The following is a 12,199-nucleotide window of genomic DNA, read 5'->3' as shown; positions in this document are numbered from 1 at the left end:
GCCGGCTGTTTCTTTTATGTTTTCACTACAAAGCCGAGCGGACGTGTAGACGACTAGATTACATTTAGCATGCAAATCGATGCCGAAAGTGCGTTAAGTCACCCCGTCACTATCAACAAATCAACAATAATGTGCATCAGACCAATAAATGTTGCGCAAATAGAAATAATCGTTGATGGGCTGTAAATACAAGGGTTTGCCTCGATTGTCAGTTTTTGGCGACACTCTTTTTTTTCCGTTTCTACCGGGCGGATGCGCTGAGCTATTCTGCTTTCCGCAACAACGAACAATCATCTGCGTGGAGAAATGGATGAAACGAATCGCACTGTCTACCCTCTCGCTGGCGCTCCTCGGCGTCGCCGGTGTCGCACACGCGCAAAGCAGCGTGACCCTGTATGGCGTGCTGGATGAGTCGATCCAGTACGTGAACAACGCTACGCCGAAGGGCGGCAGCCTCGTTCAACTGTTTGGCGGCAACATCCAAGGTAACCGTTTCGGCCTGAAGGGCACGGAAGACCTCGGCGGCGGCCTGAAGGCAATTTTCCAGTTGGAAAACGGCTTTGACATCAACACCGGCAAGCTGCAGCAAGGTGGCTCGATGTTCGGTCGTCAGGCTTACGTCGGTTTGACGGGCGACGCATGGGGCACGTTCACGGCTGGTCGTCAGTACGACCCGCTGGTCGACATGGTCCAGCCGCTGACGGGCGACAACTACTTCGGTAGCACATTCGCTACGCCGGGCGACGTCGACAACAACGACAACAGCTTCCGCGTCATCAACTCGCTGAAGTACGTGTCGCCGGTCTGGTCGGGCTTCCAGATCGAAGGTCTGTATGCTCTGGGCGGCGTCGCAGGCGCGACGGGTTCGGGCCAGACGTGGTCGGGCGCAGCAACGTATGCAACGGGTCCGTTCAGCATCGCTGCTGGCTACCTGCATGCAAGCAATGCCAATTCGCCTGCGACACGTGCATCCGCAAGCAACGTTGTGACCGGCTGGGCTGGTACGGCAGCACCGGCCGCGACGTTTGACTCCAACTTCCCGGCCAACGCCGGCATCAACTCGGCTTACGCTGCATCGAAGTCGATCGGCATCGCGTCGGTCGCGGTTCAGTACGTGACGGGCCCGTGGACCGGCAACCTGTCGTACAGCAACGCACAATACCGTCCGGACGCAAGCTCGGGCTTCACGACGACCCAGAAGTACGAAGTGGGTCGTGCGTACCTGGGCTACCAGGTCACGCCGGCAGCACTGGTGGGTATTGGCTACGCCTACACGAAGGGTCACGGCGACGCATCCGCAACGTATAACCAAGTGTCGCTGGGCGGCGATTACAACCTCTCGAAGCGCACGGACTTCTACCTGGTCGGCGCATGGCAGCACGCAAGCGGCGAACAGCGTGTACCGGGCACCAGTACCCTTCAATCGGCTACGGCTTCGATCGGTTCGTATGGCAACCAGTCGAGCACCAACAACCAGGTCATGGTCAGCCTCGGTATCCGCCACAAGTTCTAATCGGACTTCGAGTCGGACCTGCTACGCAGCTGACGAGCTGCGTAGCCAGAGACCACAAACCAGCCAGAGGCGATGCCGATGGCTGGTTTTTTTTCGTCCCGAGATTCTGGTGGCGGGTTCGGACGAGCTTGGCGCGCGCCCCGAACCCAATACGGCTAGCGCCGCTGCGCCTTCCCTTTATCGGCTTGCGCGAGAATCTGCGCGGGCGGCACATCGTGCTCATGCTCGACGCCATCGGCGCCGACCGGCGCGCGATATAGCACCAGCGCCCGCTCCGGATGCAGCGACGGCGCATCCAGCGACAGCTGCCAGTCTGGATCGGGAATCTCGGCGAAAACCTGGCGCAAACGCTCGCCCCACGTGCGATGAATCATGTCGAAGTACGCGTTGTCGCGATCGATCGACACGAACCGCGTGACGCGCAGCGCATCCTTCTCGTACACCAGCAGATCGAGCGGCAAGCCCACCGACAGGTTCGAGCGCAGCGTCGAGTCCATCGAGATCAGCGCGGACTTCGCGGCCTCGTCGAGCGGTGTGGACGGCGTCAGCACGCGGTCGATGATCGGCTTGCCGTACTTCGATTCGCCGATCTGGAAGTACGGATTCACCGCCGACGCCTCGATGAAATTGCCCGCCGCGTAGATCATGAAAAGCCGCATGCGGTTGCCCGCGATCTGGCCGCCGAGAATGAAGCTGCAATTGAAGTCGACGCCGAACTTCTGCAGCGCTGCCGCTTCGCGCTCGTGCACGCGGCGCACCGCGCTGCCGACCACGCGCGCGGCGTCGGCCATCGTCGGCACGCTCCATAGCGTCGGCTCGCCGGCATCGGCGGGCTCGGACAGCTCGTGCAGCACCGCCTGGGTGATCGACAGATTGCCGGCACCCAGCAGCACCAGCATGCGTTCGCCGGGTTGCTCGAACACCGACATCTTGCGCGCGGTACTGATGTGATCCACGCCCGCATTGGTACGCGTATCGGACAGGAATACGAGACCGTCGTTGACGGCCATCGCTACGCAGTAAGTCATAACGAATCCGCAGAACGCGAGGGAACGGACCTATTGTAATGCGGCGCACGGGCGCCTTTTATCCGTGTTTACGGCCTTTTTTATGGCCTTTTTCGCAGCCTTTAGCGTTGCAACGCGGCTACTGCGACATCTGCGTGCTGACCGCCACCGCCACGTGAAGCTCCTCTTCGAGCCCGCCGATGCGCCGGCCGCGCACCGGTGCGGCCGCCTCATAGTCGCGCGCCACAGCGAGGCGGCAATAGATCTCGCTGGCAAACCCGGCGTGCGTGACGTCGAGCGATATCCAGCCTTTGCCTTCGAGCCAAACGTCGACCCACGCATGGCTCGCGCCATGCGGCACGTCGCCGGGTTCGATATAACCGCTCACGTAGCGCGCCGGTACGCCGCGCGCGCGGCAGCACGCGAGCATCAGATGCGCATGGTCCTGGCACACGCCGTTGCCGAGCGCGAGCGCCTCGGCGGCCGTGCTCGTGACCTCGGTCACGCCGGGCCGGTATTGCACGCGCTGCACGATCTGCTCGGCAAGCGCAATCAGGCTTGCCGGACTCGCCAGATTCGCCACCGATTCCGCCAGCTCGCGAATCGCGCCATCGGCTTCGGTCAGACGGGTCGCGCAGGTGAAATGCTCGAGCGGAATCGGGCCGGGCGGATCGTGCAGCACCCCGTCGACGAGCGGCATTGTGTCCACCTCGCCCGACACGCGCAGATGAATCTCGTCGTGCGGCTTGTTGATGACGAGCGTATGCAGCACGTTGCCGTAGGCGTCGAGTGTGGCGTCCAGCTTGCCCGGCGCGTCGATGCTCCAGCGCCGCACGGTCTGCCCGGCGCCGCTCGAGGGCGTCAGGCGCAACTGCTGGATCGAATAATGAACCGTCGCTTCGTAGCGGTAAGAGGTGTCGTGGCGGATCGTCAGGTACATGAGAAAACTCCGTCAGGCCACTGGCAGCATCAGATAAGTACGCGCCACCAGATTGCCCAGCTCGAACACGCGAGCGAGGAACTGCGTCAGATAGCCATGCAAACCGGTTTCGAAAATCTGCCGAATGTCGGCATAGAGCAGCTCGGCGCGCAGCTTGCCGGCGAAGCGCTCGCACTGGTTCGAGCCCGACGTGCGCAGCATCGCGAGATTGCTGCACACGCCGTCCAGCGAGGCGAGCAGCGAGCGCGGCATCTGCTGATTGAGGATCATCAGCTCGACGACGCGCGCGGGCGTCACGACGTCGCGATACACCTTGCGATAGATTTCGAGCGCCGACACCGAGCTCAGGATCGAGGTCCAGTAATAGAAGTCCTCCAGCTGGCGCGCGGCGTCGCGCGAGTTCGGCTCGACGTTCGCGAAACGCACATCGAGAATCCGCGCGGTATTGTCGGCTCGCTCGAGATAGGTGCCTAGCTGGGTGAAGAAGAACGCGTCGTCCTGCAGCGCGGTGCCGATCGTCACGCCACGCGACAGATGCGAGCGGAACTTGACCCATTCGAACAACGAGCCCGGATTGCTCGCGGCCTGCCCGCTCGCAAGCCGCTCGTTGAATTCGAGCCACGTGTCGTTGATGGTTTCCCACCACTCGGTCGTCAGCGTGCCGCGCACCGCGCGGGCGTTTTCGCGCGCGGCCTGCAGGCATGAATGAATGCTCGACGGATTGCTCGCGTCGGCGACCATGAAGTCGAGCACGTGCTCGAGCGTCGGTTCGTCGTAACGCTGCGCGAAGGCGCTTTCGAGCTCGGAGATGCGCAGCACCGAGCGCTGCGCGCGAGCCTCCTGTTCGGGCGTCTGCGGCAGCAGTTGCGCCTTCAGGTTGATGTCGAGCATGCGCGCGGTGTTCTCCGCGCGCTCCATATAGCGGGCCATCCAGAAGAGGTGATCGGCGGTTCGGCTAAGCATGACGGCGTTCCATGTCTGTGATCTGAACGCGCGAGGCCTTCGTCGGCGACGAAAGTCCGCGCTGGTTATCCGTTGAGCGACGGCGGCGCACGCGCATTGCGTGCCGCTTGCCGCGCATCAGTCGACCATCCAGGTATCCTTGGTCCCGCCTCCCTGCGATGAATTGACGACGAGCGAGCCCTGCTGCAGCGCGACGCGCGTGAGACCGCCCGCCACCATCGTGGTGCTCTTGCCCGACAGCACGAACGGCCGCAGGTCGATATGGCGCGGCGCGATGCCCGCTTCGACGAAGGTCGGACACGCGGACAGCGCCAGCGTCGGCTGCGCGATATAACCGGCCGGACGCGCGATCAGCCGCTCGCGGAAGGCCTCGACCTCGGCCTTGGTCGCGGCCGGGCCGACCAGCATCCCGTAGCCTCCCGCGCCGTGCACTTCCTTGACCACCAGCTCCGGCAGATGCGCGAGCGTATAGGCGAGGTCCTCGGGCTTGCGGCACTGATAGGTCGGCACGTTGTTCAGAATCGGCTTTTCGCCGAGATAGAACTCGATCATGTCGGGCACGTACGGGTAGATCGATTTGTCGTCGGCGATGCCGGTGCCCATCGCATTGGCGAGCGCGACGCGGCCGGCGCGATACGCGGTCAGCAAACCCGGCACGCCGAGCGCGGAGTCGGCGCGAAACGCGAGCGGATCGAGAAAGTCGTCGTCGACGCGCCGGTAGATCACGTCGACGCGCTTCGGTCCCTGGGTGGTGCGCATGAACACGTAGTTGTCGTCGACGAACAGATCCTTGCCTTCGACGAGCTCGACGCCCATCTGCTGCGCGAGGAACGTATGCTCGAAATACGCGGAGTTGTACATGCCCGGCGTCAGCACGACGACGACCGGATCGTCGACGCCTTCCGGCGCGACCGAGCGCAGCGTATCGAGCAGCAGATCGGGGTAATGCGCGACCGGCGCGATGCGGTTCTGCACGAACAGTTCGGGGAAGAGCCGCATCATCATCTTGCGGTTTTCGAGCATGTACGACACGCCCGACGGCACACGCAGATTGTCTTCGAGTACGTAGAACTCGCCTTCGTCGCCGGCGCGCACCACGTCGACGCCGGCGATATGCGCGTAAACACCGAGCGGCACGTCGACGCCCTGCATCTCCGGACGATACTGCGCGTTGGTATAGACCTGCTCGGCCGGCACGATGCCCGCGCGCACGATGTTGCGATCGTGATAGACGTCGTGGATGAACAGATTGAGAGCCTGCACGCGCTGTCGCAAACCCGCTTCGAGCGTCTGCCATTCGCCGCGCGGAATGATGCGCGGAATCAGATCGAAGGGGATCAGCCGCTCGGTGCCGGACAGGTCGCCGTTCACCGCGAACGTGATGCCGACGCGCCTGAACAGCAGGTCCGCTTCCGCGCGCTTGCGTGCGATCGCTTCGTTGCCCTGGCTATCCAACCATCGCTCGAAGCGCGCGTAATGCGGCCGTACGCCATCGTCGTGATAGCGCATCTCGTCATAGCATCGCATGTCAGCCCCAGTCTTGTTTGTCGAATAAAGGCGAATGCGCTGCGCATTCGGTATTCGACCTTGATCAAGCAAGCGTTATGCCATTGAATATGTCGTGATGATGCGCGTCGACGTGCACGCTAGCGGCGCATCCGCAGGGCGTCGAATTGCGTTGATCGTACTGTCGTGGATCATGATGCGCCAGTCAGGTGCGCGCGCGCCATCAGGGAGCACACTATGAGAGTCGCGCCCGCCGTTTCGCCAATAGGTGCGATGAGCGCTACGCAGCGAGCGCATAAAAAAAGTCCCCGCGGATTCTCATCCACGGGGACTTCGATCACCTGCATGCAGGCGCTTTTTCACGCACTCAAATGTCAGGCATGGTTAAGCACAGCCGCGCCATGCCGACGCATGAGCGTGAGCGCAACGCGCTTAGGCAGCCGCTGCGTCCTTCAGCTTCTTCAGCGCGCGTGCCTTGATGCGCACGCTTGCCGGCTTGGCCGGGAACCAGCGCTCTTCACCCGTGAACGGGTCTTTGCCGAAGCGCTTCTTCTTCGCCGGCACAGCCTGCACGACGATCTTCAGCAGACCCGACAGCGTGAATTCGCCAGCGCCTTTCTTATGCACCGTGCCGAGGATCGTGTCTTCGAGCGCGGCCAGCACAGCCTTGGCGGTCTTCGGTTCCACTGCAGCACGTTCAGCGATGTGAGCTGCCAACGAGGCCTTCGTGAAGGTGTCCTTGATCGGCGTCGGTGCGCCAGACGCCTTCACGGCGACCTTCTTGGCTGCGACGGCTTTCTTCGCAGGGACTTTCTTTGCAGCAACCTTCTTGGTCGGTACCGGGGCAGCAGCCTTCTTGGCCACCTTTTTTGCGGAAGTCGGCATGTTTCTCCTACCTGTTGTGGTCAGTGAATTGCTCGAAGCGCACACCGTATGCGCACGCTTCAACGCCGGATTCTACAAGCGCTAAAGCGATTTGCGCGACTCTTTTATGTATTGCGATGAAGTTTTTTGCGTGGCGCCAACGGTCCAACACGTTTTAGCACCTGTTTTAGCGGCTAAAACGTGTGCCGCGAGGTCTTCAACATGCAGGAGTAACGCTCGTTACAGTTCGTTTCGGCGGCGGTTTCGAGGCGGTCGTGGCGAGGCGGGCTGGTGTTTTCGTCCCTTGAATCAAGGCATTTTCTTCGTTTGACACGTCAAGCAACGCAACCCCGACGCTGCGACGATGCCTACGCCTTGCTTGCGCCGGGTTCCGTTTCAGCGTGCGATGCGCGGCAGGATGCCGGCGAGCTTCGTCAGCGCCGTGTCGATATGCTCGGCCGCGATGCTGCCATAGCCGAACATCAGCCCAGGCTGCGGTGTCACGCGATGGTGAAATGGCGCGAGTCCATAGAGGCCGATCGACGCTTCACGCGCGGCGGCCACGAGCGCCTCTTCGCCGAGCGACGCCAACGGCTCCTTCAGCCGCGCCGCCAGATGGATGCCGGCAGTCGGCACGATCGGTTCGAACCAGCGCGCGAGGTCGCCTTGCAGATGCTCGAGCAGCATCGCGCGGCGCGCCGCATAAGCCTTGTGCATGCGCCGTAGATGACGCGCGAAGTCGCCATTGAGCATGAACGCCGCGAGCGCCGTCTGCGTCAGCGTGCAGCCGTGACAATCGGCGATCTGCCGCGCCTTCAGCAGCGGGCCGTGCAACGACGCCGGCGGCACCAGGTAGCCGATGCGCAGCTCGGGGAAGATCGTCTTCGAAAACGTGCCGACATAGGCGACGAGACCGGCGCGATCGAGGCTCTTCAGCGGCTCCATCGGCCGGCCCTCGAAACGGTACTCGCAGTCGTAGTCGTCCTCGATGATGACCGCGCCGCGCTTTTGCGCCCATTCGAGCAGTTCGACGCGACGCTCGAGGCTCATCGGCATGCCGAGCGGAAACTGATGCGAAGGCGTCACGTAGACGAGCCGCGCCTTGTCCGGCAGCTTGCCGACGATCAGGCCTTCGTTATCGACCGGAACCGGCACCACGCGCGCGCCCGTCACCGTGAAGCAGGCATGCGCGGGTGGGTAGCCGGGGTCTTCGATGGCCGCGATGTCGCCGGGCCGCAACGTGATGCGCGCGATCAGATCGAGCGCGTGCTGCGCGCCCTGCGTGACGATCACGTCGTCCCAGTTGCTCGACACCGCGCGGTTGAAGGCGAGGTAGCGCGAAATTGCGAGCCGCAGCTGCTGCTCACCGGCGGCCTCGCGATAGGTGCCGGGGCTGCGCGCCTGGCCGCGTAGCGCGTGATTCACGCAGCGGCGCCAGACGTCGAAGGGAAACAGCGTCTTGTCGGTCGCGCCGCCGATGAAGTCGAGCGGCGACGGCACCGACGGCCGCGGCAACGGCAGACTGTGGGGCATCTGTTCCCACAGCGGCTGCGCGCGTGCGGCGGCTTTCGCTTGCGCGGCGTCCCGCTCGCGCGACCGAGCCGCCGCGCGCGCCTGCGCGGAGCGCTGGGCGGGCAGCCGTTCGAGCCCGTCGGCGACGAAGGTGCCCGAACCGGCGCACGCGCTCAGGTAGCCTTCGGACAGCAGCCGCTCGAAAACATCGAGCGTGGTCTTGCGCGACACGCCGAGCTGGGTCGCGAGATCGCGTGTGGACGGCAGACGCGTGCCGCCGGCGAGCCGCCCTTCGAGAATGCCCGCGCGCAACTGCCGATAAATCTGTCCGGACAGATCGTGATGGCCTTCGACCGCGATGTGAATGTCCATTCGGGTGGTTACCTCAAATAACGGCGAAATGGTTATTTCGAACGACCAGTGCCGAACGTAAGCTTACCTCCACGGACGCCCATCTGGACGCCCCTCGCACACTCACCAGGACTCTCTGATGCAAGCACGTCTCGACTTCTACAAGGCCAGCCCGAGCGGCACGCGCGCGATGCTCGCGCTCGAGGAAACGATCGGCAAGAGCACGATCGACAAGACGCTCGCCGAACTCGTGCGGATTCGCGCGTCCCAGCTCAACGGCTGTGCGTTCTGCCTCGACATGCACGTGAGCGACGCGCGCAAGCACGGCGAAACCGAACGGCGTCTCGCGACGGTGGCCGCGTGGCGCGAAGCGCCGTTTTTCACCGCGCGCGAACGCGCGGCGCTCGAATGGACAGAGGCGGTGACGCTGATCGCGCAAACGCGCGTACCGGATACGGTATGGGAAGCAGTGAAGCCGCATTTCAGCGAGCAGGAAATCAGCGACCTGACGCTGCTGATCGTTGCGATCAACGGCTGGAACCGGATTGCGGTGTCGTTCAGGAAGATGCCGGAGTAAGCGGCGCGCCCTGGCAGTCGCGAGGCTTTAGAAGATGACGGAAACCGCCACCGCGAGCCAGATCGAGGTCACGCCCGCGAGAAACAGATGCCGCGCGATCCGCACGCGTGAGTCGCTATTCTCCGGCTCGACGGGGCTCGTCGCCATCCACGGCACGAGGCCGAGGCACGCGAAGCCGGCCAACGCGAGCACGAAGACTACGATGTCGGCCTTGTGCCAGGCGGTCGGCTCATACATGCCCCAGTAGCCGAGAAACACGATGCCGATCGAGAACACGGTCGCGGAAGCGGCGCTGAGCGCGGGCACCGATCCAGTGGGAGTCGGCATGCTTGACCTCCGATCGTCAGGTTGCGGCGGCGCTCATGCGCGGCGCGCCGTTCGCCCGGTCCGCGTTCGCGCCGACCGCGGCGAGCCGTCAGGAAGTGCGGGTCTGGCGCGCTTCGTACGTCTTCAGATGACTATAGGCGATGCGCAGCAGCGACAACGCGTGTTCGCCCTTTTGCGCGTCGCCGCCGCGCGTGATCAAGTCGCCGAGAATATGATCCGCCTCGGTGTGCGAGCGGTTTTCGACGTCGCGCAGCATCGACGCGGTCAGCGGCGACGGCGTCAGAAGCACCTGGATGGCGCGCGCGTCGAAGTCCGCGTCCATCGTGAAGCCATTGTGTTCGGCCACCGCGCGGCATTCGCCGAGCAGCTTCTCGATCACGCGCTTGCCGTCAGGCGCGGCCAGAATATCGCCGACCGAACCGCGCATCAAGCAGGTGGTGCCGGCCAGCGTGGCGAGGAATACCCATTTCTCCCACATGCGCAGCAGGATGTTGTCGCTGACCGCGACGTCGAACTTCGCGCCCGACATCGCATCGGCAATCGCCTGGGTGCGCTCCGAGGTGCCGCCCACGAGTTCGCCGAACGTAATCGCCTGCATGTCGTTCAGATGCATGATGTGCTGCTCCGCATTGAGCGTCGCGGCGATCACACACTGGCCGCCGAGCACGCGCTCCTTACCGAAGCGCGCGCTCAGCACCTCGATGTGGCGCATGCCGTTGAGCATCGGCAGGATCAGCGTTTCTTCGCCGACGAATGGCGTGAACGAATCGATCGCGTCGTCGAGACTGTAGGCTTTGCAGCTCAGCAGCACGAGGTCGAACGGCTCGCTGGCGACACCGGCCAGGATCGTCTTCACGTCGCGCAACTGGAGATTGCCCCGTGGGCTGTTGATGACGAGGCCGTCGCGCCGCAGCTTTTCCGCGCGACCGGCGCGTACGAGGAAGGTCACGTCCTGCCCCGCCGCCGCCAGACGTCCGCCGAAATAACCGCCAACCGCGCCTGCCCCTACTACCAGAATTCGCATCTTGAGCCTCTTGAAAGATTTCGGTTTGCCGATCATGCGCGTCGCTGGTGGACGCATCCCGATGTTGCCGCGTGCTTCTTGTGCAGAATGTAGCAAAGATTGGGAATCGGTTCCGGGGAGGCTCGACTGTGGCGCGGACGCTTTCGAAGTCCCGCGCCTTCTGGCTGCAATCGCGCTGACGCGTGCCTTACTGTCCGGACGCGACCGTTTCTCCCTGCTCCCACCCGCCCCCCAGCGACCGGTACAGCGCGATCGCCGAAAGCGCGTGCTCGCGCCGGGCCTGATTCAGCGATTCCGAATCGCGCAGATACGCTTGCTGCGCGTCGAGCACGTCGAGGAAGCTCGACGCGCCGCCCTTATACAACTCGGTCGACAGACGCAGCGCATGATTCGACGCATCGAGCGCACCGGCCAGGCGCTGCACCTGCGCCGCGCCGCTGACGAGATCGCTTCGATTGTCCTCGACCTCCTTGAGCGCCTGCAGCATCGTCTGCTGCAGGCCGAGCTGCGATTCGCGCATGCGGCTCTCGCTCGCGTCGATGTTCGCGGTGATGCGCCCGGCGTTGAAGATCGGGCTCGTTGCATTCAACGCGGCGCTGAACAGATTGTCGGTCAGCGTCGGCAAGCCAAGGTACGACGATGCGAGCAGCCCATTCGTCAGGTTGATCTTGAACTGCGGATAGCGCTGGGCCTTCGATACTCCCACTTCCGCCGCACGCTGTTCGACGAGCGCATAAGCGGTGCGCACGTCGGGCCGATGCAGCAACGCGTCGGACGGCAATACCTGCGGCGCGCTTTGCGCAGGCACCGGAATCTCGCGCGCGCTGGAAAGCAGCAGCGTATCCAGACTTTCCGGCGTACGCCCCGAATACACGGCGATCAGGCTCAGCTGATGCTGGACCGTCGATTGCATGCGCGGAATCTGTGCCTGCAAATCCTGCAACTGATTCTGCGCGCGGGCGACGTCGAGCTGGGTCGACAGTCCGTAATGCAGACGCGCCTGCGTGAGCTTCAGCGCGCGGCTGCGGATTTGCTCGTTGTCGTCGAGGATCTGCAATTGCGCCTGCGCCCAGCGCAGATCGATATATGCTGCCGCCGTGTTCGCCGCGAGCGCGAGCCGCAACTGGTTCAGCGCCCCAACGCTACCCGACACCTGCGCCTGCGACGCGAGCACCGCGAGTCGTTCGCCGCCGAACACGTCCGGGGTCCAGCTCGCGGCGAGGCCGAAGCCGGCCTGGCGCACATAGCCGAGCGGCGGCGGCGTGTTCTGCCGCTCGATCGAAGCGCCCGCGTTCGCATTCAGCTCCGGCAGCAGCGCGGCGCGATTCTGCGTCACCAGATCCTGCGACTGTTTCACGCGCTCGGCCGCGGCTTGCACGTCGAGGTTGCCGGTCAACACCGATTCGATCAGCTGATGCATGACCGGGTCGCCGAATTGCGCCCACCAGGCATCGGTGTTCACGCTATCCTGCGGTGCGTCGACGCTCCAGGCGGCCGGCGCCAGCGTCTGCACCGCATGCGGCAAATCCGCGTGCGTGGCCGGGTGCACCGCGCAGGCCGCGAGCGTCAAAAATGCCGCGCTCGCCACTAATTTCATCGCCATCCGTTTCATGTT

Annotated in this window: 11 protein-coding genes; 2 read left to right on the top strand and 9 right to left on the bottom strand. The window is 63.7% G+C overall.

The genetic code is table 11. The features are described from left to right. The first annotated feature begins 310 nt into the window (after window positions 1-310). Window positions 311-1,513, top strand: a complete 1,203-nt coding sequence (locus VSR82_RS24465) for a porin (RefSeq protein WP_429455845.1) — start codon at window positions 311-313, stop codon at window positions 1,511-1,513. Window positions 1,514-1,668: 155 nt separating this feature from the next. Here the strand turns inward: VSR82_RS24465 and VSR82_RS24460 are convergent, their stop codons facing one another. The 6 genes from VSR82_RS24460 to pdxR form a co-directional block, all read right to left on the bottom strand. Then, entirely contained in the window at window positions 1,669-2,541 is an 873-nt protein-coding gene (locus VSR82_RS24460) for a proteasome-type protease (RefSeq protein ID WP_368582271.1), read from the bottom strand. 118 nt (window positions 2,542-2,659) lie between these two features. Then, a complete protein-coding gene (locus VSR82_RS24455; protein WP_368582270.1) occupies window positions 2,660-3,460 on the bottom strand; it encodes a transglutaminase family protein in 801 nt (266 codons plus the stop codon). Window positions 3,461-3,472: 12 nt separating this feature from the next. Beyond that, a complete protein-coding gene (locus VSR82_RS24450; RefSeq protein WP_368582269.1) occupies window positions 3,473-4,423 on the bottom strand; it encodes an alpha-E domain-containing protein in 951 nt (316 codons plus the stop codon). A 117-nt stretch (window positions 4,424-4,540) separates the two neighbouring features. Then, window positions 4,541-5,950, bottom strand: a complete 1,410-nt coding sequence (locus VSR82_RS24445) for a circularly permuted type 2 ATP-grasp protein (RefSeq protein ID WP_429455846.1) — start codon at window positions 5,948-5,950, stop codon at window positions 4,541-4,543. Between the two features lie 411 nt (window positions 5,951-6,361). Further along, the gene (locus VSR82_RS24440) at window positions 6,362-6,814 is read right to left on the bottom strand and encodes an HU family DNA-binding protein (protein ID WP_013092256.1); all 453 of its coding nucleotides are present in this window, start codon (window positions 6,812-6,814) and stop codon (window positions 6,362-6,364) included. Window positions 6,815-7,189: 375 nt separating this feature from the next. Next, window positions 7,190-8,677 carry a MocR-like pyridoxine biosynthesis transcription factor PdxR gene (gene pdxR / locus VSR82_RS24435; RefSeq protein WP_429455847.1) on the bottom strand — a complete coding sequence of 496 codons (1,488 nt, stop codon included), beginning with the start codon at window positions 8,675-8,677 and terminating at the stop codon, window positions 7,190-7,192. Window positions 8,678-8,795: 118 nt separating this feature from the next. Here pdxR and VSR82_RS24430 point away from each other — a divergent pair, with 118 nt between their 5' ends. Continuing rightward, window positions 8,796-9,233: a carboxymuconolactone decarboxylase family protein gene (locus VSR82_RS24430; RefSeq protein ID WP_410851371.1), complete on the top strand. Its 438-nt coding sequence runs from the start codon at window positions 8,796-8,798 to the stop codon at window positions 9,231-9,233. A gap of 27 nt (window positions 9,234-9,260) precedes the next feature. On the opposite strand, the gene VSR82_RS24425 is transcribed toward VSR82_RS24430, so the two are convergent. The 3 genes from VSR82_RS24425 to VSR82_RS24415 all read right to left on the bottom strand — a co-directional run bounded on the left by VSR82_RS24425 (window position 9,261) and on the right by VSR82_RS24415 (window position 12,196). Then, window positions 9,261-9,560, bottom strand: coding sequence for a hypothetical protein (locus tag VSR82_RS24425; RefSeq protein ID WP_026228439.1), 300 nt, complete (start codon window positions 9,558-9,560; stop codon window positions 9,261-9,263). An 88-nt stretch (window positions 9,561-9,648) separates the two neighbouring features. Beyond that, window positions 9,649-10,584: a 2-dehydropantoate 2-reductase gene (panE, locus tag VSR82_RS24420; RefSeq protein ID WP_368582265.1), complete on the bottom strand. Its 936-nt coding sequence runs from the start codon at window positions 10,582-10,584 to the stop codon at window positions 9,649-9,651. A gap of 187 nt (window positions 10,585-10,771) precedes the next feature. Then, window positions 10,772-12,196 carry an efflux transporter outer membrane subunit gene (locus tag VSR82_RS24415; RefSeq protein ID WP_429455848.1) on the bottom strand — a complete coding sequence of 475 codons (1,425 nt, stop codon included), beginning with the start codon at window positions 12,194-12,196 and terminating at the stop codon, window positions 10,772-10,774. Window positions 12,197-12,199: the final 3 nt, after the last annotated feature.

This window comes from Burkholderia sp. JPY481, assembly GCF_038900515.1.
GTDB classification, from domain to species: domain Bacteria; phylum Pseudomonadota; class Gammaproteobacteria; order Burkholderiales; family Burkholderiaceae; genus Paraburkholderia; species Paraburkholderia youngii.
The sequence above is the reverse complement of the archived record's forward strand: the minus strand, read 5'-3'. Positions and strand labels throughout refer to the sequence as shown.

Bases quoted from the DNA above. Each gene is read 5' to 3' on its own strand.
- VSR82_RS24465 (WP_429455845.1), top strand. From the start codon at position 311: ATGAAACGAATCGCACTGTCTACCCTCTCGCTGGCGCTCCTCGGCGTC.
- VSR82_RS24460 (WP_368582271.1), bottom strand. From the start codon at position 2,541: ATGACTTACTGCGTAGCGATGGCCGTCAACGACGGTCTCGTATTCCTG.
- VSR82_RS24455 (WP_368582270.1), bottom strand. From the start codon at position 3,460: ATGTACCTGACGATCCGCCACGACACCTCTTACCGCTACGAAGCGACG.
- VSR82_RS24450 (WP_368582269.1), bottom strand. From the start codon at position 4,423: ATGCTTAGCCGAACCGCCGATCACCTCTTCTGGATGGCCCGCTATATG.
- VSR82_RS24445 (WP_429455846.1), bottom strand. From the start codon at position 5,950: ATGCGATGCTATGACGAGATGCGCTATCACGACGATGGCGTACGGCCG.
- VSR82_RS24440 (WP_013092256.1), bottom strand. From the start codon at position 6,814: ATGCCGACTTCCGCAAAAAAGGTGGCCAAGAAGGCTGCTGCCCCGGTA.
- pdxR (WP_429455847.1), bottom strand. From the start codon at position 8,677: ATGGACATTCACATCGCGGTCGAAGGCCATCACGATCTGTCCGGACAG.
- VSR82_RS24430 (WP_410851371.1), top strand. From the start codon at position 8,796: ATGCAAGCACGTCTCGACTTCTACAAGGCCAGCCCGAGCGGCACGCGC.
- VSR82_RS24425 (WP_026228439.1), bottom strand. From the start codon at position 9,560: ATGCCGACTCCCACTGGATCGGTGCCCGCGCTCAGCGCCGCTTCCGCG.
- panE (WP_368582265.1), bottom strand. From the start codon at position 10,584: ATGCGAATTCTGGTAGTAGGGGCAGGCGCGGTTGGCGGTTATTTCGGC.
- VSR82_RS24415 (WP_429455848.1), bottom strand. From the start codon at position 12,196: ATGAAACGGATGGCGATGAAATTAGTGGCGAGCGCGGCATTTTTGACG.